The organism is Tissierella pigra, assembly GCF_018917845.1.
Taxonomy (GTDB): Bacteria; Bacillota; Clostridia; order Tissierellales; family Tissierellaceae; genus Tissierella; species Tissierella pigra.
Map to the genome: position 1 here is coordinate 3,178,054 of NZ_JAHLPJ010000001.1, position 23,397 is coordinate 3,201,450.

24 protein-coding genes, 1 tRNA gene and 1 riboswitch are annotated in these 23,397 nt (G+C 32.4%); of the genes, 3 read left to right on the plus strand and 22 right to left on the minus strand.

Annotated features, from left to right (window positions below; genetic code table 11):
* Nucleotides 1-361: 361 nt before the first annotated feature.
* Nucleotides 362-465, minus strand: a riboswitch (SAM riboswitch).
* A 57-nt stretch (nt 466-522) separates the two neighbouring features.
* Nucleotides 523-993: a COG2426 family protein gene (locus KQI41_RS15625; protein ID WP_154438410.1), complete on the minus strand. Its 471-nt coding sequence runs from the start codon at nt 991-993 to the stop codon at nt 523-525.
* A gap of 170 nt (nt 994-1,163) precedes the next feature.
* On the opposite strand from KQI41_RS15625, the gene KQI41_RS15630 reads away from it, so the two are divergent.
* The 3 genes from KQI41_RS15630 (at nt 1,164) to KQI41_RS15640 (ending at nt 6,649) form a co-directional block, all read left to right on the plus strand.
* Nucleotides 1,164-3,281 (plus strand): methyl-accepting chemotaxis protein, encoded by a 2,118-nt coding sequence (locus KQI41_RS15630; protein WP_216585641.1) that lies wholly within the window; start codon nt 1,164-1,166, stop codon nt 3,279-3,281.
* A gap of 253 nt (nt 3,282-3,534) precedes the next feature.
* Nucleotides 3,535-3,611 (plus strand) — tRNA-Pro (locus tag KQI41_RS15635).
* Nucleotides 3,612-3,787: 176 nt separating this feature from the next.
* Nucleotides 3,788-6,649, plus strand: a complete 2,862-nt coding sequence (locus KQI41_RS15640; protein ID WP_154438414.1) for a phosphodiester glycosidase family protein — start codon at nt 3,788-3,790, stop codon at nt 6,647-6,649.
* A 53-nt stretch (nt 6,650-6,702) separates the two neighbouring features.
* Here the strand turns inward: KQI41_RS15640 and KQI41_RS15645 are convergent, their stop codons facing one another.
* The 21 genes from KQI41_RS15645 to atoD form a co-directional block, all read right to left on the minus strand.
* Nucleotides 6,703-7,032, minus strand: coding sequence for a rod-binding protein (locus KQI41_RS15645; RefSeq protein ID WP_154438416.1), 330 nt, complete (start codon nt 7,030-7,032; stop codon nt 6,703-6,705).
* A gap of 11 nt (nt 7,033-7,043) precedes the next feature.
* Nucleotides 7,044-7,838: a flagellar basal-body rod protein FlgG gene (gene flgG, locus KQI41_RS15650; RefSeq protein ID WP_154438418.1), complete on the minus strand. Its 795-nt coding sequence runs from the start codon at nt 7,836-7,838 to the stop codon at nt 7,044-7,046.
* Nucleotides 7,839-7,844: 6 nt separating this feature from the next.
* A complete protein-coding gene (locus KQI41_RS15655; RefSeq protein ID WP_216585642.1) occupies nt 7,845-8,882 on the minus strand; it encodes a flagellar hook-basal body protein in 1,038 nt (345 codons plus the stop codon).
* Nucleotides 8,883-8,940: 58 nt separating this feature from the next.
* The gene (mreB, locus tag KQI41_RS15660; protein WP_326828277.1) at nt 8,941-9,963 is read right to left on the minus strand and encodes a rod shape-determining protein MreB; all 1,023 of its coding nucleotides are present in this window, start codon (nt 9,961-9,963) and stop codon (nt 8,941-8,943) included.
* A 120-nt stretch (nt 9,964-10,083) separates the two neighbouring features.
* A complete protein-coding gene (gene spoIIID / locus KQI41_RS15665; RefSeq protein ID WP_216585643.1) occupies nt 10,084-10,338 on the minus strand; it encodes a sporulation transcriptional regulator SpoIIID in 255 nt (84 codons plus the stop codon).
* A gap of 49 nt (nt 10,339-10,387) precedes the next feature.
* Nucleotides 10,388-11,200: a M23 family metallopeptidase gene (locus tag KQI41_RS15670; protein ID WP_195837882.1), complete on the minus strand. Its 813-nt coding sequence runs from the start codon at nt 11,198-11,200 to the stop codon at nt 10,388-10,390.
* A 138-nt stretch (nt 11,201-11,338) separates the two neighbouring features.
* A complete protein-coding gene (gene spoIID, locus KQI41_RS15675; protein ID WP_154438423.1) occupies nt 11,339-12,376 on the minus strand; it encodes a stage II sporulation protein D in 1,038 nt (345 codons plus the stop codon).
* 147 nt (nt 12,377-12,523) lie between these two features.
* The gene (murA, locus tag KQI41_RS15680) at nt 12,524-13,774 is read right to left on the minus strand and encodes a UDP-N-acetylglucosamine 1-carboxyvinyltransferase (RefSeq protein ID WP_154438425.1); all 1,251 of its coding nucleotides are present in this window, start codon (nt 13,772-13,774) and stop codon (nt 12,524-12,526) included.
* 18 nt (nt 13,775-13,792) lie between these two features.
* A complete protein-coding gene (locus KQI41_RS15685; protein WP_154438427.1) occupies nt 13,793-14,590 on the minus strand; it encodes a YwmB family TATA-box binding protein in 798 nt (265 codons plus the stop codon).
* A gap of 144 nt (nt 14,591-14,734) precedes the next feature.
* Complete coding sequence (locus KQI41_RS15690) at nt 14,735-15,145, minus strand: F0F1 ATP synthase subunit epsilon (protein WP_154438429.1); 411 nt, start codon at nt 15,143-15,145, stop codon at nt 14,735-14,737.
* Nucleotides 15,146-15,147: 2 nt separating this feature from the next.
* A complete protein-coding gene (atpD, locus tag KQI41_RS15695) occupies nt 15,148-16,545 on the minus strand; it encodes a F0F1 ATP synthase subunit beta (protein ID WP_216585644.1) in 1,398 nt (465 codons plus the stop codon).
* A gap of 18 nt (nt 16,546-16,563) precedes the next feature.
* Complete coding sequence (atpG, locus tag KQI41_RS15700; RefSeq protein WP_154438433.1) at nt 16,564-17,421, minus strand: ATP synthase F1 subunit gamma; 858 nt, start codon at nt 17,419-17,421, stop codon at nt 16,564-16,566.
* Nucleotides 17,422-17,543: 122 nt separating this feature from the next.
* Nucleotides 17,544-19,046, minus strand: coding sequence for a F0F1 ATP synthase subunit alpha (atpA, locus tag KQI41_RS15705; RefSeq protein ID WP_154438435.1), 1,503 nt, complete (start codon nt 19,044-19,046; stop codon nt 17,544-17,546).
* Nucleotides 19,047-19,073: 27 nt separating this feature from the next.
* Complete coding sequence (locus KQI41_RS15710) at nt 19,074-19,607, minus strand: F0F1 ATP synthase subunit delta (protein WP_154438437.1); 534 nt, start codon at nt 19,605-19,607, stop codon at nt 19,074-19,076.
* A complete protein-coding gene (gene atpF / locus KQI41_RS15715; RefSeq protein ID WP_154438439.1) occupies nt 19,595-20,107 on the minus strand; it encodes a F0F1 ATP synthase subunit B in 513 nt (170 codons plus the stop codon). Before atpF ends, KQI41_RS15710 begins: the two co-directional genes overlap by 13 nt.
* A gap of 66 nt (nt 20,108-20,173) precedes the next feature.
* Nucleotides 20,174-20,443 (minus strand): ATP synthase F0 subunit C, encoded by a 270-nt coding sequence (atpE, locus tag KQI41_RS15720; RefSeq protein ID WP_154438441.1) that lies wholly within the window; start codon nt 20,441-20,443, stop codon nt 20,174-20,176.
* A gap of 29 nt (nt 20,444-20,472) precedes the next feature.
* The gene (gene atpB / locus KQI41_RS15725) at nt 20,473-21,141 is read right to left on the minus strand and encodes a F0F1 ATP synthase subunit A (protein ID WP_154438443.1); all 669 of its coding nucleotides are present in this window, start codon (nt 21,139-21,141) and stop codon (nt 20,473-20,475) included.
* A gap of 48 nt (nt 21,142-21,189) precedes the next feature.
* Nucleotides 21,190-21,564, minus strand: coding sequence for an ATP synthase subunit I (locus KQI41_RS15730; RefSeq protein WP_154438445.1), 375 nt, complete (start codon nt 21,562-21,564; stop codon nt 21,190-21,192).
* Nucleotides 21,557-21,793 (minus strand): AtpZ/AtpI family protein, encoded by a 237-nt coding sequence (locus tag KQI41_RS15735; protein ID WP_154438447.1) that lies wholly within the window; start codon nt 21,791-21,793, stop codon nt 21,557-21,559. The genes KQI41_RS15730 and KQI41_RS15735 overlap by 8 nt, the downstream gene beginning before the upstream one ends.
* A 215-nt stretch (nt 21,794-22,008) precedes the next feature.
* A complete protein-coding gene (locus KQI41_RS15740) occupies nt 22,009-22,659 on the minus strand; it encodes a 3-oxoacid CoA-transferase subunit B (protein WP_154438449.1) in 651 nt (216 codons plus the stop codon).
* A complete protein-coding gene (atoD, locus tag KQI41_RS15745) occupies nt 22,659-23,315 on the minus strand; it encodes an acetate CoA-transferase subunit alpha (RefSeq protein ID WP_216585645.1) in 657 nt (218 codons plus the stop codon). Before atoD ends, KQI41_RS15740 begins: the two co-directional genes overlap by 1 nt.
* Nucleotides 23,316-23,397 lie beyond the last annotated feature (82 nt).

The window sequence follows — 23,397 nt, forward strand, 5'->3', positions numbered from 1 at the left end:
TCCTCCTCTTTATAATTTAAATTCACCTACTATTAGGTCATTTTATATAATTTGTCGTTATATTTGACCTAGAATTACACTAGGTCAGTTGTCGCAGTCTCGAAACACCAATTTGTTTACTCACTGGCGTTCGTTGTGTTAAGTCATTTGTCACAGTCTCGAAACTCAAATCTATTTGCCCGCTACCCTCGCATAGATTTGGTTCTCATTGCCTTTTTGTCCAATGAGCGTAGCGAATTGTAGACAAAACGGACAGCGTAGGTGCGTTTGACCTACCTACAGCTCACTCACTACGTTCGTTCACTGGGTTAGGTCATAAAAAAAGACCTTTTTTTAAAGAAAAGGTCTTAGCGTTTGCTTTACCTCATCTTTCAGAACTTAGTTCTGTGGGACTTAGCACCTTGTATATAAATACTGGTTGCCGGGTTTCATTGGGCCCATACCCTCCACCTCTCTTGATAAGGAACTATATTTTTTTATCTACATGACATTTTATCATAGGAAAAAATCCTAGTCAACAATTTAAAATATTGAAACTATACCATAAGATATAGTTAGTACTATAAGACCTGATGATACGACTCCTAAAGATATAGCCATTAATGACTTTTTAAAATCAAGCTTCAGCATAGATGCTATAACAGAGCCTGTCCATGCTCCTGTAGTAGGTATTGGTACAGCAACAAATATAAATAGTCCTATAAGACTATATTTTTTTATGGTCCTTGATTTTTTCATAGATCTTCTTTTTATCCACCCTATGGTCTTTGAGAAAATCACTGTTTTTTCAAAGAAAGACATAATAGGATAAAGTAACTTTAGTAAAAACGGAACTATGATTATATTCCCTATTATACCAAGAATTGCACTATGTACTGGGCTTAGACCTAGTGATATACCTAAAGGTATAGCTCCTCTCACTTCCACTATAGGTAACATGGAAAAGAAAATTACCATGATTTCTATCCTTAATTCTTCTATTAATTCTAACATAAATATTCCTCCAAACATTCCGATAAATATATTATACCTTCAATGATTGAATTTTGACAATGAATAATCGCAATTTTTGTAAAAAACTTGCTTTATTTATGGTAAAATAATCAATATACGGTATATATTAGTTAAACCTTTAATTACAAAATAACATAGGAGATGATAAGGTGAAAAAGCTAAAGATGAAAAAATTTAAAAAAGAAAATTTAACACCCAAAATGCCAAGCTTTAAAGTATCTCAACCTAGTGAGGAAAATCAAAAAAGTAAGAATCCCAAAACCATTAAATTTAAGTTAATTGTAGTTCCCTTAGTATTTCTATTTATTACAATACTAGTAATTGAAGGTGGAACCTCGTATTTGTTTAAGAGGAATATATTAAATGCAAAGAAAACCAGTGGTTTTCAGTTAGCAAACCAAGTAATAAGTAGAATGAATGATAATGAAAGCTCTATTATGGCAATTACTGAAGTATTGGAAAAAAACATGAGAGCTACAGCAAATTCAGTAATAAAAAACCAAGATAACTTAAATAATGAACTCCTAGATAATATTAAAGAAAGTTCTATTATAGATAATATCTATTGGTATAATGAAAATATGGAAATGATATACTCAACAGTTCGTGGAGATATTGGATGGGTTGTACCTTCTGATCATCCATTAGCTAAATTTATGCAAAGTTCTGATCTCGAAATGATAGAAAAAGATATTAGACAAGACGCAGCATCTGAAAATGGTTCTTACTATAAATTTGGAGCAATAAAGGGACAAGGCGGAGCATTTGTTCAGGTTGCTATTTCTGCCGATAAAGTCCATGAATTAACTGAAAAATTTCAATATCAAAAACTTATAGATGATTTGTCCAGAGATTCTAGTATAGTTTATGCTGGATTTATAGATCCTAGTAATAAAATAATAGCTCATAGTAATAGTGATAAAATTGGTACAGAAATAAGTGATAGTAATATTATTGAGGCAATAAATGAAAGAACAGGCTATTCCTCCATATTTGATAATGGAGAAGAAGTCTATGAGTTCGTAGTTCCTGCTAATATAAACGGAAAGTTTTCAGGTGCTTTGAATATAGCTTTATCTATGAAAGATACCAATGATGCAATTAATAGAAATATGATTATTGTTTTAATTGTAGGTGCCATTTCCTTTATTATTTTGGGAACCGTATTGTTTCTTATATCTAAAACCATTTCAGATAGTCTTAATATAGCAAAAAATCATTTAAATCTAATGGCATCTGGAGATTTTACCAATATCCTATCTCATAAGTTCCTTAGTAAAAGAGATGAGTTTGGAGAAATTTCTAATTCTCTAGGGAATTTACAAAGCTTTATTAAAAAACTTCTTAGTGATATGTATAATATATCTGATAACTTAAAACTTGCATCAGAAAAATTGGCTTCTACCAGTACTCAAACAACTATGGTATCCCAAGAAATTGCCAATACCGTGCAAGAAATAGCTCGAGGAGCATATGACCAAGCAGGAGATACAGAAAAAGGTGCCGTAAGTATAAATGTATTAGGAAACCTTATAGAAAAAAACCAAGAATATGTTGAAGAACTAAATAAAACTACAGATGAAGTCAGAACATTAAAGGATGAAGGTAGTGCAATAATTAAAGAATTAGTAAAAAAAACTAAAATGAATCAAGATTCTGTAGAAGAGATAAATCAAATTATTTTAAATACAAATCGTAGTACTGAGAAAATCCACAATGCCAGTTATATGATTCAAAACATAGCTAGGGAAACAAATCTTTTGGCTCTTAATGCTGCCATAGAAGCAGCTCGTGCTGGTGAGCATGGAAGAGGTTTTGCAGTTGTTGCAGATGAAATCCGTAAATTAGCAGAGAACTCCAATGAATTTACTAAGGAAATAGTAAATATAATAGAAGATCTAACAAAAGAAACAGAGTATGCAGTAGGTAATGTTGAAAAAGTAAAAGAATCTACAGAACTGCAAAGAGTAAGTGTAGAAACTACTAATGATAAATTTGAAGGTATTGCAAAGGCTATTGAAAAAATTGGAGCAGCAATTGAAAATGTAAATTCTTCTGGTAATGAAATGAATAATAAAAAAGAAGAAATAATAAATATTATTGAAAGTTTATCTGCAATTTCAGAAGAAAATGCTGCTGGAACACAGGAAACTTCAGCATCTATTGAGGAACAAATATCTGCCATGTCAGAAATTGAACTTGCCTCAAAGAATTTACTAAAATTATCAGAAGAAATGTATAGAGACATATCAAAACTTAAATACTAACTCTAAAGACAGGACAGAAAACATAAGATTTTTTGTCCTGTTTTAAATATCCCTTTATAAATTCACATATTTTTAAAGATATGTCTAGATATTTATAGATATACTTCAATTTATCTATATAATCTTAATTTCAATCTATATATCACCATTTTTGGCTATATATAGACTAATTTAACCTATTGCATTTTTATCCAATCCATCGTATACTATAATAGTCGAGTGAGTGACACAGACACAACAAACAATTAAATGTCGGGGTGTAGCGCAGTTTGGTAGCGCACGTGGTTTGGGACCATGGGGCCGGGGGTTCAAATCCTCTCACCCCGACCATAAAAAAAGAATTAAACAAAAGTTTAATTCTTTTTTATTTTTTTGTCAATAGTCATTTGTTCCTAACTTGTAATATAATTGTAACCCAATTGATATATTTAAACTATATAATAATACTTGGACAAGCAATCTTAGGCAGATTAGGAAAAAAAGGTAAATTATAATGAGGTGATTTAATGAAAAAAAATATTAAAAAGGTTTTTGTGTCTATTTTAGCTGCTACAACTGTATTTACTTCAACTGGTCCAGCTCTTGCTGCTAAAATTACTGTAAACATGCCATATTCTATATATGAGAATGTAGAAAAACATAATATTTCTTCTGGAGTGGTCTATGAAAAAATAATGCGTTTTACCACTTCTGGATGGTGGAATATAAATGTACTTAGAATAGATTTGCTAGACCCTTATACTGAAATAAAAGGTCTATTTAATCCGAATGGCATTCCAAATAGAGACAAAGTTAGTTCCCTAGTGGAGAAACATGATGCTGTAGCTGGAATAAATGGAGACTATTTCAATTACGCTCCTCTACCATCTTCTTTAGGAACTTTAATTAATGATGGTACAATAATATCTTCTCCTATAGAAAAGGACTATGCTCTTCCTACCTTCTTCATAGACTTTTTAAATAATGCTAAAATAGATTATTTAGATAGAAGCATGGTGGCTACTAACTTATCTAGTGGAAAGAAAGTTGTTATAAATGCAATAAATAAGGTAACTACTAACTTTGAGGTTTTAACGCTTTTAGATAAAAATTGGGGCACTAAATCCATAGGAAACAAATTTCATTCAGATTTAGTAGAAGTTGTAGTAGAAGATGATGTAGTAACAGATGTAAGAATTGGAAAAGAAGCAGTTAACATACCTCAAAACGGATATGTTTTAGCTGTAAGAGGAGAAGAAAGAAAGCAAGGATTAGATCAATTTGCCGTAGGCGATCCTATAGATCTTAAATTAGCCACTTCTCCAAGTACTGATGAAATCAAATTTGCCATAGGTGGCGGAAGTATTATACTTAAAGATGGGGAATTGTCCCTTACAAATATTAACTCTCAAGGAAATGCTCCTAGAACTGGAATCGGAATTAGTCAAGACGGAAAAGAACTTATTTTAGTAACTATAGACGGAAGGGATAAATCCTTCAAAGGAGTCAGCCAAGAAATGTTTGGTGCAATTCTAAGAGACTTAGGGGCATATAATGGATTAAATCTAGATGGCGGTGGTTCAACTACTATGGCAATAAAGCCAATTGATGAGCAAAAAGCCACTGTAGTAAACAAACCATCTGAAGGAACTGAAAGACTTGTAGTAAATGGAGTTGGAGTATTTTCCAATGCTCCAGTAGGAGAACTATCATATATTAAAGTATCAACTGATGATTCAAATATGTTTTTAAATACTTCAAGAGACTTTACAGTAAAAGGCTATGATGAATATCATAATCCAGTTGCAATAGATAAATCTAAACTAATATTCACTCACGAAGGTGTAGAGGGAACTATAGATGGCAACAATTTTAAAGCTCTTTCAGAAGGTGTTGCTAAGATCAGTGCCAATTATGATGGTATAACTGCTTCTACAGAAGTTAAGGTATTAGGTCCCGTTAGAGACTTAACTACTGATTTATCCAATTTCAATATGGACTTAAATAGTGAAAGAACTTTGCCTGTTTTTAATGGTAAAGATAAAAATGGCTATCAAGCCAAAATATATCCTAAAGACATTGAATTCACAACTATTAACAATATTGGAACTGTAAATAACGGGGTCTTCCATAGTGGTGACAAATCTCAAGCTGGAGTTCTAACTGCAAAGTTAGGAGACGGAGTTAAAAATATTATAGTAACTGTAGGTAGTTCTGGTAAACTTGTTGAAAGCTTTGAAAGTATTAACAATATACATTTCTCACCATACCCAGATGCAGTAAAAGGTAGTGTATCTTTAAGTCAGGATGTAAAAGAGGGTAAATCTTCACTATCTCTAAAATATGATTTCTCTGGTGGAACTGGTACTAGAGCTGCTTATATTAATTTCGGAACAGGAGATAAAAAGGGACTAACTATAGCTGGTGTGCCAAAGAAACTTGGTATTTGGGTTAAAGGCGATGGTAGTGGTACATGGCTAAGAGGTACTTTAAAGGACAGTAAAGGAAAAGAACATACTATAGACTTTACAAAGAATATAGATTTTAGTGACTGGAGATTTGTAGAAGCTACAATTCCTTCTAATATTTCATACCCTATTATTTTAGAACGAATTTATCCTGTGGAAACAGATAGTTTAAAAGCACCAGCAGGAGAATTATTACTTGATGGATTAACAGCTTTTTATCCACCTACATTAGGCAATGTAGTAATGCCTACACCAAGCTCATTAAAAGATGATAAAAATGTTAAGTCCAATGTTGAAGATAATGGTTTTACATTTGCTGTAGCAGCAGAACCAAAGAAATTAGATGAACTTGTAAAATATGATGCTAGTTCAAAAATTAAAGCTAGAATAAATAAAAGTAAAATAGCTGTTTTCTTAAATAGCGTATCAAAAGAATTTTCAAATGGATTAAACAACTATGCAAGAATAGACGCTTCAAGTGGTTATAAAAAGGATAAACATAAAGAGGTTGTTTTCATAAGTGTAAATACTGACAAAAAAGGTATTAGGGCAACTAATGCTAGTCAATGGAATAATCTTAAAAATGATTTATCTAAAATACAGGAAGATAATATTGTACTATTCTTTACTACTCCAATATTTGGAGATAATGGATTTGAAGATAAACTAGAAGCAGATTTACTTCACAGTTATTTAGTAGAAGCCCACGAGAGAGGTAAAAATGTATTCGTAGTCCATGGTGGAAGCTATAATGCTTCTGATTTAAAAGATGGTATAAGATATATTTCTCTAAATACAAAAACACCAACAAAAGCTGATGAAATATACGACTTAGGTATTGTAGAATTTGTGGTAAATGGCAAGAATATGACTTATACAATTTCCCCCTTATTTGAAAAACCGGGAGTCAAAGTAAAATAAAAACAACTCCGATTTCTGATAATCAGAAATCGGAGTTGTTTTTATTTGCAAATTTACAATCTTACATTTCCATTTTTAAATTGTTCATAAAGCATCTTTGCTATTCCTATACCATTATTTCCGTTGGACATCTCCTTAGATAATTCCTCTAAGTACATTTCCTCAAATATTTGAGTTCCTTGAGACTTTTCTATGAAGCCATTATTATCTGGAACAGTTTTTTTCATTTCTTTTAACATCATATAGGTAAATATACTTTCAAATTCCTTACATACTTCCATTAATTCCTTATCTTCGCCATCTTTAAGGTTTTCTGCCTTTTTCTGAATCATGGAAGGATCTTTATCTACATTTATAATATTATTATTTGGTAATATATTCATCTAATCACCTATTATCTTTTTAAATTATTTGCAATCTGCATCATTTCGTCAGAAGTAGATATGGTCTTTGAATTAATTTCATATGCTCTTTGAGCTGTAATCATCTTTACCATTTCGTCTACAACTTGAACATTTGATGCTTCTAAATATCCTTGAACTACTTTCGTACTCATTTCTTCTGCTTCTAGTAAAATTTCTTCTCCAGAAGCAGTTGTTGCTCTGTAAAGGTTTTGTCCTTCAGCTTGAAGTCCCTCTGGATTCATAAAATTAACTAACATTAGTCTTCCTATCTCAACATTTTCATCATCTTCATCTAATCCATAGACATATCCTAGTTCATCAACAGTTATATCCTTTAATCCTAAATCAAAAGTAATTAAATCCTCATCTTCACTAAGTACAAAATATCCTTCTGAAGTAACTAAAGTAGCTTCATCCCCATCTACACTTAATTTAAATCCACCATCTCTAGTATATCTTATATCTTCATTAGGCATCATCACTGCAAAGAAACCTTCTCCATTTAATGCAAAATCAAAGGTATTTTGAGTATCTATAAAAGACCCTGTTCTAAAATCTCTTTTAGTAGCCACAGGCATAGAACCATGTCCTACTTCTAAATTTACCGGTCTTCCACCTTCGTCGTTTATATTAGCTCTTTTTAGATTTGTATAAAATAAATCTTTAAATTCTGCTCTTTGTACTTTATAGCTTGTTGTATTCACATTGGCTAAGTTATTTGATATAGTATCTATATTAAATTGCTGTGCCTTCATACCTGTTGCCGCAGTCCATAATGATCTCATATTATTTTACACCCTTCCTATTTCAGTAGCTGCTTTTTCTAACATTTCATCCTGCATCTTAATTGCCTTTTGTCCTGCTTCAAATTCCCTAAGTAAATTTATCATTTCAACCATTCCAGATATTGAGTTCATATTAGAACCTTCAAGATAACCTTGTAATACTTCTCCATTAAATGGATTTTCTTCTATATTAGCATTTTCTACTCCATAAAAAAGATTATCTCCCATTTTTCTAAGAAATTCTTTATTATTTATATTAACTATATCTAAGGTATCTATGGTATTTCCATCAACTTGAATGAGTCCATTAGCTAAAATATCTACATTACCACCGTTTAAAGGAATCGCACCATTTCTTCCAAGTACTCTTCTGCCATCTAAATCTGTAAGATAACCGTCAGTTATGGAGAATGAACCATTTCTAGTATATAGAGTTTGTCCTTCTCCTTGGATTTTGAAAAATCCATCTCCCTTTATGGCTAAATCTAATTTTCCACCTGTATCCATCATTCCACCATGAGTAAAATCAGTAAATATCTTCTGAAATCTTACTCCTCCACTCATAGTACCTACAACATAAGGAGGTGGAGTAAATACTACGCCTTGAAGTAGATTTTCCATATCTCCTCCTTGCTGTACTCTGTTTCCACTCTGGTCGATTAAATAATTTTCATAATCTGTTTTATTCTCACCCATTAAATCTTTATAATGGGTTTTTAAATTCCCTTCTTCATCAGCTACAACTTTTATTTCCTTTACATAAGACTTTCCCCTAGAAGTTTCTAAAACAAAGTATCCTTCTTCTGTTCTAGCAGTATGAACTCCATTATTATTTTCATAAGTTATGTTATTTTCCCCAGGTATATTTCTCAACTCTGGAGTTTTACTCATCTTTACCAATAACTTTTCAGGAAAAGACTCAGAAAGAGAAATATCCTTTTTATATCCTACTGTATTTACATTGGCTAAATTATTTGACAAAACATCTAGCTTTTTTTGGTTGGTCACTAAAGAAGTAGCTCCAATATATAGACCTCTATTCATATTCATCACATCCTAAACATTATATCTATTATATTATCGGCTGATTTTATAAAAGACTTTAGCGTATATATTTTTTTGGTGTACTAGCTTCTACCACATTAGAATCAAGGTATTGTATCCATTCCAATGCCTTACCTGTACCTCTTGCAACAGATGAAACTGGCTCATCTGCTATATGAACTGGAATTCCCGTTCTTTCCGATATCAGCTTATCTAATCCATGAAGAAGTGCTCCTCCTCCAGTCATAAGTATTCCTCTATTACTAATATCTGCTGCTAATTCTGGTGGTGTTCTTTCAAGAACTATATGAACTGTATCTATAATTTCTTGTATAGGTTCTTTAAGAGCTTGAAGCATATCATCTGAGGATACATTTATAGTTATAGGCAGACCTGTTAATAAATTCCTTCCTCTTACTTCCTTAAACCTTTCTTCTCCCATCTCATAGGCAGAACCTATATTGAGTTTTAGTTCCTCAGCTGATCTTTCTCCTATCATCATATTAAATTTTTTTCTAATATATTTGGAAATAGATTCATCCCATTCATCGCCAGCTATTTTTATGGAACGACTAACAACAATACCTCCTAAGGAAATCACAGCTACATCTGTAGTACCTCCACCAATATCAATTACCATATTGCCAGTTGGCTCTGTAATATCTACTCCTGCTCCTATGGCAGCAGCAATTGGTTCTTCTATTATATAAGTTTTTATAGCCCCTGCCTGAGTACTAGCTTCTATAACTGCTCGTTTTTCTACTTCAGTTATTCCACTAGGTACACACACTATTACTCTAGGCTTTAAAATATACTTACCTATTGCTTTTTGTATAAAATATTTTATCATTCTTTCAGTTATATCATAATCAGATATTACTCCATCTCTCATAGGTCTAATAGCTGTAATATTTCCTGGAGTTCTACCTAACATTCTTCTAGCCTCTTCTCCAACTGCTAGAAGCTTGTTTGTATTTTGATCTATAGCAACAACTGAAGGTTCTTGTAATACTACTCCTTTACCTTTTACATATACTAAAACGCTTGCAGTACCTAAATCTATTCCTATATCCGCTCTCACGTTACTACTAACCTCCTTATTTATCCTTATCTAATATAGTATTCTACATTAATTTTAAAACTCCTTCTTTTTTTGGAGATTTTTGTCAAAAAATTTAAAAGTCCCAACTATGGGACTCTTTTATTCATTAGATACGCTATACTTTAATTTAGTTGCTTCTCCGCCTCTTATATGTCTCTCTGACTTATTAAAATCTAATAAGTTCTTTACGCTATCGGCTAAGTTTGGATTTATCTTTGGCAATCTTTCTGTTAAATCTTTATGAATCGTTGATTTGCTGCACCCAAAAGCTTTAGCTGTATCCCGAACAGTACTTTTATTCGCAATTATATATTTTGCAACTTCTAGTGTTCGTTCCTCTATATAATCTTTCACTTACCAACCCCCCTGACTTTTTGGGTATTCACTAAATATTTATGCACTTCTAATCATTAATAGAACGTGGATCCACTAATTTTCCATTTTTTATAACTTCAAAATGAAGATGTGGTTTCATTAACATTTCAGCCTTAGCTGTACTTCCTATTTTAGATATATGATCTCCCTTTTTTACTTCCAGTCCTTCTTTTACCATTTCTTTAGTTTCTAAATTAGAATATCTAGTTTGTAAGCCATTTCCATGCTCTATTACTATTACTATTCCCCATAGATCATCTTCATATACTTCCTTAACTACTCCATCTAATGCTGCCTTAACTGCCGTCCCCATTGATGCTTCAATATCAATAGCTTCATGACCTACCCACGCATCTAAAGTTTCTGAATATATTAGAGTATTTGTAGCATAGTCAGTTAGTATATTTCCTTCTACTGGCATAGAAATATTTGCCGTATCTTGTACTATTTCCGGAGTCTCTCTATAATCATCTTCTTCAAATTCCAATTCCTCATCTTCAACATTATTATTTACAGTCTCTACTTCTTCAATTTCCATAGTTTCTTCTATCTCTTCTAACTCTTCTTCATCATTCTTATTTTCTTCTTCAGTCTCCTCCACATCCTCTGCATTTACCGTCTTTACTTCTTCCTGATTAATCAAATCAAAATGTTCATCATATAGAGAAATTTCCTCTCCACTTTCTTCTAGAATTGTAAAATCCCCATTCCCTACATTTTTATTCTTATTCATGTTTTCCATGGATAAAAACAAAGTACCTCCTGCAACTAAACATACACACACAAATAAGATTAAGATAAATCCTTCTTTTTCCATTAATTTTATTAATTTATTTTTCATATGTCCACCTCCATTACCTAGTATTTCCACATTGAAAAAATCCATACAATAAATTCACAATTATTAGTGATCAAAATAAAAATAACTCCAATTTTGGTTCTAACACCAAAATTAGAGCTATTAAATAATCAAAACTATTTAATTGTCTATTTCCTTTATTTCTACTTCTGTATAATAGTGTTTTAGTATTTCCTCATAGGTACTGCCATGTTTACCCATACCATTGGCACCCCATTGACTCATACCTACTCCATGACCATATCCATAAGTCTCTATTTCTATTATATTTAATTTTTTATCTAAGGATATGGTAAAATTAGTTGAGTTTAAGGCAAATAAATCTCTTAAATCTCTGCCTTCTAATATAATTCCATCTATGGCAATTTTCTTTACTCTACCTGTTAATGTTCTATCTATTAATTTTATTTTTTCCTGTATATTATCCTTAGTTATTTTAACATCAGGATATTTAGATTGAATCTTTTTAATAAATTCATCTAAGGTTAAAGTCAATATATCTTTAAATTTTGGTGCTTCTTCTTCATAGGGACTAGTTACAGATTTTAAGTAAGGTGACTCTACTGCAAATACATCTTTGGCGTCTTCTGTCCTACCTCCTGCTGTGGAGTGATATAGTGGTTCTATAATTTCACCATTATAAAATATTGCCAAATTCTTAGTTGAATTTACCGATTCTTCAATCTTACCCCAATATTCCTCCATCCAACTTTCTCCATGGAGTTCTCTCAACTGTTCAAGAGATAAGTACGCCTGACAGTGGATACCTGTACAAAGAGGAGCAGATTTATGTTCTGGATGTCCATCAGCAAACCTTATACTTCTACTTATGGCATAGGTTCTAGCAGCCACTGCCTGAGCCTTCAATGCCTCAATATGAAATGCTGCAGGCATTTCTGCTGCAACTACACCTTTTATATACTCATCTAATTTTAATTCTTCAGTTTCTCCAGTTTTGGAATTATATACTTTGATGACTTCATATTCATGATCCTTAACTGATGTTATTTCATTTGTCTCTATTGTATTATCCTCTTCTAAGGATTCTCCAACTACTGAATTGACTCTAGGTACAAAATTAAAAGTCTTAACAATAACTGTAGGTAATATTATAGTTATTATCAAGACTGTCCCAATATAAATTCCAAGTTTTTTCATTTTCTCCCCCTCTTTACCTTTAGTATGTAATATAATATGCAAATTTTATAGTCCATATGACTATAAAATTTGCATATATCTAATTACGAAGGAAAAGATAAAAAGGATAAAAAATATAGGAAATAAAAAAAGTGCCATGGCACTTTTTTATTTCCTATATATAATTGCTCCTAATTGTGTAAATTTCTCTTCTATATTATCATATCCTCTATCTATATGATATATATTATCGATTTCAGTAACTCCTTCAGATACTAACCCAGCTAATACTAAAGCTGCTCCTGCTCGTAGATCTGATGCTTTTACTGGAGCTGATGTTAGATTTTTTACACCTTGAATAATTGCAGACCTTCCATCAATTTTTATATCTGCACCCATTCTCTTTAGTTCGTCTACGTGCATAAATCTATTTTCAAAAACAGTTTCTATACATACTGATGTACCTTTACAAAGACTCATAAGTGCCATAAATTGTGCCTGCATATCTGTAGGAAATCCTGGATATGGTAAAGTTTTTATATCTATTGCTTTTAAATCCTTTGTACCAATTACTCTAACTGAATCTCCATTTTCTATTACTTCACAGCCTACTTCTTTTAATTTTGCTATAACTGGTTTTATATGACTGGTGATTACATTGTCTACAATAATATCTCCACCAGTTATAGCTGCTGCTACCATAAATGTACCAGCTTCAATTCTATCGGGGATAATAGAATGAACACCTCCGCCTAATTTTTCTACACCTTTGATTCTTATGGTAGATGTTCCTGCTCCCTTAATATCTGCTCCTAGTTTATTTAAAAAACTAGCTAAGTCTACTATTTCTGGTTCCATTGCTGCATTATCTAATATGGTATCTCCCTCTGCTAATACTGCTGCCATCATTATATTTTCTGTAGCTCCAACAGAAGGAAAGTCTAAGTAAATTTTATCTCCTACTAATTTATCCGCATAGGCTGTAATATTACCATGATCTACATCTATGGTTGCACCTAATGCCTTAAATCCTTTTAAATGCAAATCTATAGGTCTAGTACCTATGGCACATCCACCAGGTAATGAGTTTTTAGTTCTTCCAAGTCTTGTAAGAAGTGGTCCCATAACTAAAAAAGATGCTCTCATTTTACTCATTAATTCGTATTTAGTTTCATAGTTATTTATATTTCTAGAATTAATTTTTATTTTGCCTTTATCTAATTGTTCAACTTCTGCCCCAAGTGATCTAAGAACTTCACAAATCACTGTAACATCTTTAAGATTTGGTACATCCTCCAAAATTATATCTTCTGTACCTAGCAAAGATGCTGCTAATATTGGAAGTGCCGAATTCTTTGCTCCAGATATTCTAACTCTTCCTTTCAATGGGGGGCTTTTTTCCACCATTATTTTTTCCAAGCAAATCTCCTCCTAATTTTAGTATCCAATGGTAATAATAGGCGTTCCTATCCAAATATAGGTCTTATCTTCATATTCATTGTATCTTACTGCCAAATTTAGGTTAACCTTTTTATCACCGGAGAATATGGAACTTTCTATAAGAGGAGTATAGGCAGTGTAACTAACTATGGATTCGTCTACATATTCTTCAACAATTTTTCCCTTATACTTCATTACAGATTTAGCTGCGTCTTTCTTCAGTTCTTTACCTGATACTTTTCCCTCTAATGTTCCAATAATACAAGTTGTAGTTTCTAAAGGTTTACCATAGCTTTTAAAAATACTTGTTACCTTTTCTATTATACCATTAATACTAAAATTTTGCTTATGTTTTATTAAATTTATAAAAAGAGTTGTTTCTTCCTGAGTACAGTCTGGACTTGAGTATGAAGCTATTGTAAACTCTATCATATTTTTATTTATATCATATCCATATACTATTAAATGTCTAGACTCAAACTCTTCAGTATACTGTCTTATAAAGTATTTTCCTTCTTCTTCTGTAATGTCCACATCATCTATATAGGGGTCTATTTCAACTCCAGTAATACCTAATTCATTGATTACTTTCTTACTTATATCCTCCATTTCGTCTTTAGATATAAGCCTATCTAATATTATTCCCCCCATATTTAAATCTCCCTCTTTAAATTCACCTTCTAATCTTTGTAATATACCTTGTAAAATATCTTCCTCATTGTATTTCTTTCCTGCCATTGTTATTGTTGGAATTAATAAAGATAGAATAATTGCAAATAAAATTAATTTTTTCATTGTATCCCTCCTTGATTTTAAAGGAAGGGTACTTTTTAATAAAATGTAAAGGGGGACAAAACATTTCAAACTAAAAAGTACCCTATTCCTATGATAAAAGTATTACCAAGGAAGGGTACTTTTTATACCTATATTAATTAAATTTTAATCAAATTTTTTAATTTGAGAAACTTCAATTCTATTTATAGCACGATGAAGGGCTAACTCTGCTCTATGAATATCTATATTATCACGTCTATCTTTAAGTCTCTTTTCTGCTCTTTCTTTTGCAGACTTAGCTCTTTCTATATCTATATCATCTGGCCATTCTGCTGATTCAGTTACTATGGTAACTTTATCATCCTGAACAGAAACATATCCATCTGATATGGCAGCTACTCTTTCTTTACCTTCTTGAAATACTCTTACCTTTCCAATTCTAAGAGGAGTAGTGATAGGAGCTCTTCCTTTTAATACAGCTAAGTCCCCATCGATACCCCTTACTATAACCATTTCTACTTTATCAGAGAAGAAAAGATTATCAGGGGTTACAATATCTAAATGAAAGTTAGACATAATTAATCCTCCATTTTCTTAGCATTTTCTACAGCCTCATCTATAGTACCTACAAATAGGAATGCTGACTCTGGTAAATCATCATGTTTTCCTTCAAGGATTTCCTTAAATCCTCTTACAGTTTCGCTAATAGGTACATATTTACCTACCATACCTGTAAATTGTTCTGCTACTGTAAATGGCTGTGATAGGAATCTTTGAACTTTTCTAGCTCTCCCTACGATTAGTTTGTCATCATCTGAAAGTTCATCCATTCCTAAAATTGCTATAATATCTTGAAGATCCTTATATCTTTGTAAAATTTCTTGTACATCTCTGGCTACTTTATAATGCTCCTCACCTACTACTTCAGGGTCTAAGATTCTTGAAGTTGAATCCAGTGGATCAACTGCAGGATAAATTCCTAGTTCTGAAATCTGACGTGAAAGTACAGTTGTAGCATCTAAATGAGCAAAAGTAGTAGCAGGTGCTGGGTCTGTTAAGTCATCTGCAGGTACATATACAGCTTGAACAGATGTAATAGAACCTTTCTTAGTAGATGTAATTCTTTCCTGTAAAGCACCCATCTCTGTTGCTAAGGTTGGCTGATAACCTACAGCTGAGGGCATTCTGCCAAGCAATGCAGAAACTTCTGAACCAGCTTGAGTAAATCTAAATATATTGTCTATAAATAAAAGTACGTCTTGATTTTCTTGGTCCCTAAAATATTCTGCCATAGTAAGACCTGTTAGTGCTACTCTCATTCTTGCTCCTGGTGGCTCATTCATCTGACCAAATACTAAAGCTGTTTTTTCAATAACTCCAGATTCAATCATTTCATAATATAGATCATTACCTTCTCTTGTTCTCTCTCCTACACCTGTAAATACAGATAAACCACCATGTTCTGTTGCTATATTATTTATTAGTTCTTGTATAAGTACTGTTTTACCAACACCAGCACCACCAAATAGTCCTATTTTTCCACCTTTAGAATAAGGTGCTATAAGGTCTATTACTTTAATCCCCGTTTCAAATATTTCTTTAGAAGTCTCTTGTTCTTCAAAGGATGGAGCAGCCCTGTGTATTGGTGCAGTTTGCTTTGCTTTAACTTCTCCTTTACCATCTATAGCTTCACCTAATACATTGAAAAGTCTACCTAAAGTAGATTTACCTACAGGTACAGCAATAGATTTTCCAGTATTTTTCGCTTCCATTCCTCTAACAAGTCCATCAGTTGAATCCATGGCAATACATCTAACAATGTCATCACCTACGTGTTGTGCTACCTCTACTATTAATGTTTTACCTTCTCTATTAATTTCTATAGCATTAAGTAGTTCTGGCAGACTATCTTCATCAAAACGAATATCAACTACGGGGCCTATAACTTGAACAATTTTTCCAATGTTCTTTTCCATTTGCCCTCTCCTTTCATCTTACTTTAGAGCATCAGCGCCAGATACAATTTCTGTTATTTCCATAGTAATGGCAGCTTGCCTTGCTCTATTATAGCTGATGTTTAATTCATCAATCATTTCTTCAGCATTATCTGTTGCAGCTTCCATGGCAACTCTTCTAGCTGCCTGTTCACTTGAAGACGCTTCTATAAGAGCACCATAGATACTGCTTTGTATATATTTAGGAATCAAATATTCTAAAACTTCCTCTGGGGAAGGTTCAAATTCTGTAATGGTTTTTCTTTCCTTCTTTTCTTCATCAATTTCATTAGAAGGAAGTAATTTTATAATAGTAGGCACTTGAGAAATAGTTCCTTTAAACATGGTGTAGACCAGATTTATTTCATCTACATCCTTGTTTTCATATAAGTCCATGGCCAAACTACCAATTTCTCTAGCATCTGAAAACTGTGGATCTTCACTAATTCCAATAAATTGACCAACTATATTATAGTTTCTTTTTGTAAAATAGTCTCTAGCTTTAGAACCTACAGCTATGATTTTAGCATCTTTATTTTGCTCTCTTATTCTTTTCTCTGCTAGTCTTATTACTCCTCCATTATATCCTCCAGCTAAACCTCTATCAGCTGCTATTACAATGTATAAGGAGGACTTGACTTCTCTAATATCTAATAATGGATGCTTTACATTACCTGTAGAACCTAAAATTTCTTGAATATTATGAAGGACTGTTTCATAATATGGTCTAGACTTATCTAGTCTTTCCCTTGCACGTTTAAGTTTTGCAGAAGAAACCAATTCCATAGCCTTAGTAATTTGTTTGGTGTTACTTATTCCTCTTATTCGCCTTTTAATTTCTCTTGTTGTTTCAGCCAAAATTTACACCACCTTGAAATAATCGTTAATTGTTGATTGCTAATTTTAATTGTGGGGTCTATTAGATGAATAATTTCACTTATGTTTTCCACATTAATCTTGTTTACAATTACAATTTACAATTAAAAATTTTTCTTAAATTCTCCTAAGGCTTGTTTTATTCTTTCTATATTATCATCTGTTAAATCCTTTGAGGTCTTTATACTTTGTACTATATCTGGATAATTATTGTCCACAAATTTTAGGAATTCCTTTTCAAAAGCCGATATTTTTGCTACAGGAATATCTGCTAAATGTTTATTAAGTACAGCATAAATAATTATAACTTGATGCTCTACAGAAACAGGACTATATTGAGGCTGCTTTAATATTTGAAGCATTCTTTCCCCTTGGTCTAATCTTTCTTTGGTTTCCTTATCTAGTTCAGATCCAAATTGAGCAAAAGCTGCTAACTCTCTATATTGAGCTAATTCAAGTTTAATCCTACCTGCAACTTTTTTCATTGCCTTGATTTGAGCAGAACCTCCAACTCTTGAAACTGAAAGTCCAGTATTTATAGCTGGTCTTTGACCTGCAAAAAATAAGTCAGTTTCTAGGAATATCTGTCCATCTGTAATTGATATAACGTTAGTTGGAATATAGGCTGTAATATCTCCAGCTAAAGTTTCTATAATTGGTAAAGCAGTTATAGAACCTCCACCATATTTATCATCTAATTTTGCCGCCCTTTCAAGAAGCCTTGAGTGAAGATAGAATACATCTCCTGGAAAAGCTTCTCTTCCTGGTGGTCTTCTTAAAAGCAGAGACATAGCTCTATACGCAATAGCATGTTTAGATAAATCGTCATATACGATTAAAACATCCTTACCATTGTCCATAAATTCCTCAGCAATTGTTACTCCTGTATAAGGAGCTATATATTGTAATGGTGCTAATTCACTAGCTGTAGCAGATACTATAATCGTATAGTCCATAGCACCACGCTTTTCTAATGTGTCAACTATTTGAGCCACTGTAGATCTTTTTTGTCCTATGGCAACATAGATACAAATAACATCTTCACCTTTTTGGTTAAGAATAGTATCTATTGCAAGAGCAGTTTTACCTGTTTGTCTATCTCCAATTATAAGTTCCCTTTGTCCTCTACCTATGGGAACTATGGAGTCTATTGCTTTGATACCTGTTTGTAAGGGTTCACTAACACTCTTTCTTGTGATAACTCCTGGAGCAATTTTTTCAATAGGACTAAACTTAGAAGTTGCTATAGCTCCCTTACCATCTATTGGCTGACCAAGGGCATTAACAACTCTACCCATCATAGCATCCCCTACTGGAACTTCTATGATTCTGCCAGTTCTCTTTACAGTATCGCCTTCTCTTATATTTTCATCTGAACCTAAAAGAACACAACCAACATTATCCTCCTCAAGGTTCATTACCATACCAAATACTTCACCTGGAAACTCAATAAGCTCTCCAGCCATACATCCTTCTAGACCATGGATTCTAGCTATGGCATCTCCTACTTGAATAACTGTACCTATATCTACCATTTCCAAAGTCTTTTCATATCTTTTAATTTGTTCCTTAATAATGGAACTTATTTCTTCTGGTCTTAACTCCATTTTTTCACCTCACTCCTTGCTAGTTTGTTATACTATCAGAGCTTTGCCTATGGATTCTAATTGTCCTTTTACTGTACCGTCTATAATCCTGTTTTCAACACGCAGTAAAACTCCACCAATTACAGTTTTATCTACTTTATTTGAAAGTTCTACTTTCTTATTTAACCTGCTGGATAAAACTGATTTTAGCTTTTCTTTAGAACTTTCTTTCATAGGAATAGCTGTTATAGCAACAACATTTAGTATATTTTCATGTTCGTTAAATATTTCTTTATATTTTTCTATTATATCTAAGATAAACCCTTCTCTTCTCTTATCTACTATGATATATAAGAAGTTAATCATTTCCTCAGATAATTTTCCTTTGAAGATATTATCTATTAAACTTTTTTTCTCACTTTTACTAATTCTTGGATGATTAAATATTTGAAGAAGTTTAGCTTCACTTTCAAATACTGCTTTTAAAAAATCTAACTCTTTATTAAACTCATTGTTCCTATCCATATCAAGTCCTGCTTCAAATAAAGCTAACGCATATCTGCTGCTAACTAACTTTGCCATTCTTGATTACCTACCTCATCAATAAATTTATCGATTAGTTTTCCTTGCTTATCATTATTGATTTCTTCTTCCATTATTTTGGAAGCAATAAGTAAAGCTATTTCACCAGCTTGGGATTTGATATTTTGGAAGGCCATTTCTCTTTCACGAGTTATTTCCTTTCTTGCTCTAGATACTATATTTTCAGCTTCACGTCTAGCTTCTTCTATAATATCTTCTTTTAATTCTTCTCCACGTTTTCTAGCACCTTCGATGATTTCATTACTTTCTTTCTTAGCAAGGCTAATTCTTGATTCATATTCATTTTTTAGCAACACAGCTTCATTTTTTAAACCTTCAGCTTCTTGAATATCAGTCTGAATTTTATCTTTCCTATTCTGTAAGAATGTTGAAACTGGTTTATATAAAAACTTTCTAAGAATGAGGTAAAGTAATAGAAGAGCCACCCAGGATATTATCATGGATGACAAAATAGGCAAAGGCCTTATTACTACATTCATAATTAAACCTCCTTATATTGAGGGTTAATTGAGATGGGGAAACCCATCCCCCTCAAAATGTTTTTCCTATAGACCAGCTAATAATGGTCGAACAAATAATAAAATAATAGCAATTACTAAACTGTAGATACCAGTTGTCTCAGCTACTGCCTGACCTAATAACATGGTTCTTGTAATATCACCTTGTGCCTCTGGTTGTCTTCCAACTGCCTCTGCACCTTTACCTGCAGCAATTCCCTGTCCAATTCCAGGTCCTAAACCTGCTATCATTGCTATTCCTGCACCTATTGCAGAACACCCTAAAACAAAAGCTTCATTTGATATACCTTGTAACATTAAAAATCCTCCTCTCAAGTTTTAAAAAATTATGCTTCCTTGCCACCTATAAATATCATAGATAACATCGTAAATATAAATGATTGTAATACACCAGAGAATATATCAAAATATATATGCAGTGGTGCCGTTACTATTGGGGCAAAATAACCTAATGCACTATATAACAATCCCATAATTATACCTCCACCCATTACATTTCCAAATAAACGGAAAGATAATGATATTGGGTTTGCCAAGTCACCAATTACATTTAAAGGTGTTAACAATGCCATGGGTTCTGTATAACCTTTTAAATATCCTAATAATCCTCCAGAATTTTTGAAATTCCAATACTGGGATAAAACAAAGGTAATTAAAGCCAGTGATATTGTCACTGAATAATCTGATGTTGGGGCTGTTATACCTAACAAACCAGATAAATTAGAAGCCATTATAAACGTAATCAGCGTAAATATATAGGGTGCAAATCCTAAGTTCTGCTCACCCATAGTGGTCTTAACTAGATTATCAATACTTTCTACTGCAACCTCCAATATCAATTGGAAATTTGATGGTTCTTCATCAAGCTTAGCCTTTTTCATTTTGCTGTTGACTACCAATGCAAATACAATTAAAACAATAGCAACAAACCAAACATTGACTATAGTATCGGGAATAAATATTTCCTTACCACCAATTTGGATTAGTACTTCCAATTATTATTCCTCCCTCCTTTATGAATTTAGTTAATCTTTTTAAATTTATTATCTTTTTAAAAATTCCCTATCTAATATTAATGAGCCTGAGATAACTATTCTTATCATAATTAACCCAATAAAAGTAGAAAGGAAATTTAGATAATTCGCTAGAGCCGCCACCACCAATACAGCACCATATATTAAGAATCTTCCAGTATATTGACCTACACTATAAGCATTGGCCATTCTTGGTGGCATAGTAACTGACTTATTTACGGCATTATGAAGGAGTTTAAAAGTTAAAATACTTATGATTGTCCCAAATATTAAACCTAATGCTATAGGCTTCCAATCCTTAAAGATAAAGAGAATTACTCCAGTTGATATTAGGCTTAATACTATGGCTCTTTTAATTATCTTTAAAACCAAGTCATTATTCATCTTTCTTCTCCTTATTTTCAGGCTTTATTCCTAATTTGAAAATATTCAGAAAACCAGCCCCAGAACCTAAAATTATAAATATTATAGAAAAAGCATAGTTTGTTCCTAGCTTTTTATCAATAAACTGTCCCAACAAAACTCCTAATAAAATCGGTGTTATAATAGATATACCCATTTGGCTAACCAAAGCTACATTTTGAAGAATATCTTTATAATTTTTATTTTTCATTTTATCACTTCCGATACAGTTTTATAATCTAGATTAATAAATAATCATCGATTGATATTTTTTTGTTTATTTTGTCGAATCTTCTGCCCATATTTTTAAATACAGTTTCAATTATATAAAATTTTGACATTTATTGCAAGTAGTTTAACACAATATTCAAATAAATATTAAATAGTATAGCAAAATGACTCTTAGAATATTCTAAGAGTCATTTTTTATATTTCCATACTTATTAGGTTTTCAGCAATAATCAGTTCTGCCTCTGTAGCAGCCTTTATTTCATCTATAGTATATTCTGGATTTATCTCCTTTAACAGTAATCCTTTTGATGTTACTTCCATAACACCCATTTCAGTAATGATTAAATTTACTTCTCCTGCTGCAGTTAACGGAAGATTACATTTCTTAAATATCTTATGATTTCCCTTTACTGTATGTTCCATGGCCACTATTACCTTCTTTGCACCAACTACTAAATCCATAGCTCCTCCCATACCTGGAACCATTTTTCCTGGTATCATCCAATTAGCAAGATTTCCTTTTTCATCTACTTGCAATGCACCAAGAACAGTAATATCCACATGACCACCACGGATTATTCCAAAGGATGTAACCGAGTCGAAGAACACTCCTCCTGGCAAAATAGTCACACATTGAGCTCCTGCATTTACTATATGAGGGTCTTCTTCTCCTTCAAGAGGTGCTGGTCCCAGCCCTATAAATCCATTTTCTGATTGAAAAGACACATTCATGTTTTTAGGCACATAATTTGCTACCATAGTAGGTAAACCAATACCTAAATTAACCACATCTCCATCTTTTAGCTCCTTAGCTACACGTCTAGCAATGAATTCTTTCTTGTCCATTACTTTTCACCTCCATTAACTATGTAATTAATAAATATTCCTGGAGTAACAACATGATTAGGATCAATATCCCCTACTTCAACTACTCTTTCTGCTTCTACTATAACTGTATCAGCAGCTGTAGCCATAAGAGTATTAAAGTTTCTAGTTGCACCATAATATACAATATTTCCATATTTATCTACTGTTTCTCCAGCAACTAAAGCTATATCCGCTCTTAAAGGCTTTTCAAGAAGGTAGGTTTTTCCATCTATTACCATCTTCTCCTTACCTTCTTCAATTACAGTTCCTACACCTGTAGGAGTTAAAAAACCGCCTAATCCTGCTCCACCTGCTCTTACTTGTTCTGCAAGAGTTCCTTGAGGTACTAAAACTACTTCCATTTCACCAGAATTCATTTGATTCCCAGTTTCTTTATTAGTTCCAATATGAGAAGCTATAAGCTTTTTAATCTGTTTATTTACTACTAACTTACCTACACCTATATCAGTAAAACCAGAATCATTACAAATTAATGTTAAATTCTTAACATTCATCTTTACAAGAGCATCTATTAGTTTATGGGGAGACCCGCAACCCAAAAATCCACCTATCATAATAGTCATACCATCTTTAATATGAGATATTGCCTCATCTATAGATACAACTTTATTCATATATATAACCTCCTTTATGTAACTACGTTACAATTTTTTGCTTGTAAATGTTGAATTGTGAATTAGTTGGTTTTCATTCAAC

Excerpts from the sequence above, each read along its gene's own strand:
- KQI41_RS15625 (WP_154438410.1), bottom strand. The coding sequence starts at position 993 with ATGTTAGAATTAATAGAAGAATTAAGGATAGAAATCATGGTAATTTTC.
- atpE (WP_154438441.1), bottom strand. The coding sequence starts at position 20,443 with ATGTTACAAGGTATATCAAATGAAGCTTTTGTTTTAGGGTGTTCTGCA.
- atpD (WP_216585644.1), bottom strand. The coding sequence starts at position 16,545 with ATGGAAAAGAACATTGGAAAAATTGTTCAAGTTATAGGCCCCGTAGTT.
- KQI41_RS15740 (WP_154438449.1), bottom strand. The coding sequence starts at position 22,659 with ATGGACAAGAAAGAATTCATTGCTAGACGTGTAGCTAAGGAGCTAAAA.
- KQI41_RS15645 (WP_154438416.1), bottom strand. The coding sequence starts at position 7,032 with ATGAATATATTACCAAATAATAATATTATAAATGTAGATAAAGATCCT.
- atoD (WP_216585645.1), bottom strand. The coding sequence starts at position 23,315 with ATGAATAAAGTTGTATCTATAGATGAGGCAATATCTCATATTAAAGAT.
- atpA (WP_154438435.1), bottom strand. The coding sequence starts at position 19,046 with ATGGAGTTAAGACCAGAAGAAATAAGTTCCATTATTAAGGAACAAATT.
- KQI41_RS15655 (WP_216585642.1), bottom strand. The coding sequence starts at position 8,882 with ATGAATAGAGGTCTATATATTGGAGCTACTTCTTTAGTGACCAACCAA.
- KQI41_RS15710 (WP_154438437.1), bottom strand. The coding sequence starts at position 19,607 with ATGGCAAAGTTAGTTAGCAGCAGATATGCGTTAGCTTTATTTGAAGCA.
- atpF (WP_154438439.1), bottom strand. The coding sequence starts at position 20,107 with ATGAATGTAGTAATAAGGCCTTTGCCTATTTTGTCATCCATGATAATA.
- KQI41_RS15640 (WP_154438414.1), top strand. The coding sequence starts at position 3,788 with ATGAAAAAAAATATTAAAAAGGTTTTTGTGTCTATTTTAGCTGCTACA.
- KQI41_RS15735 (WP_154438447.1), bottom strand. The coding sequence starts at position 21,793 with ATGAAAAATAAAAATTATAAAGATATTCTTCAAAATGTAGCTTTGGTT.
- KQI41_RS15690 (WP_154438429.1), bottom strand. The coding sequence starts at position 15,145 with ATGTCTAACTTTCATTTAGATATTGTAACCCCTGATAATCTTTTCTTC.
- KQI41_RS15670 (WP_195837882.1), bottom strand. The coding sequence starts at position 11,200 with ATGAAAAATAAATTAATAAAATTAATGGAAAAAGAAGGATTTATCTTA.
- spoIID (WP_154438423.1), bottom strand. The coding sequence starts at position 12,376 with ATGAAAAAACTTGGAATTTATATTGGGACAGTCTTGATAATAACTATA.
- flgG (WP_154438418.1), bottom strand. The coding sequence starts at position 7,838 with ATGAGATCATTATGGACTGCGGCAACAGGTATGAAGGCACAGCAATTT.
- KQI41_RS15685 (WP_154438427.1), bottom strand. The coding sequence starts at position 14,590 with ATGAAAAAATTAATTTTATTTGCAATTATTCTATCTTTATTAATTCCA.
- KQI41_RS15730 (WP_154438445.1), bottom strand. The coding sequence starts at position 21,564 with ATGAATAATGACTTGGTTTTAAAGATAATTAAAAGAGCCATAGTATTA.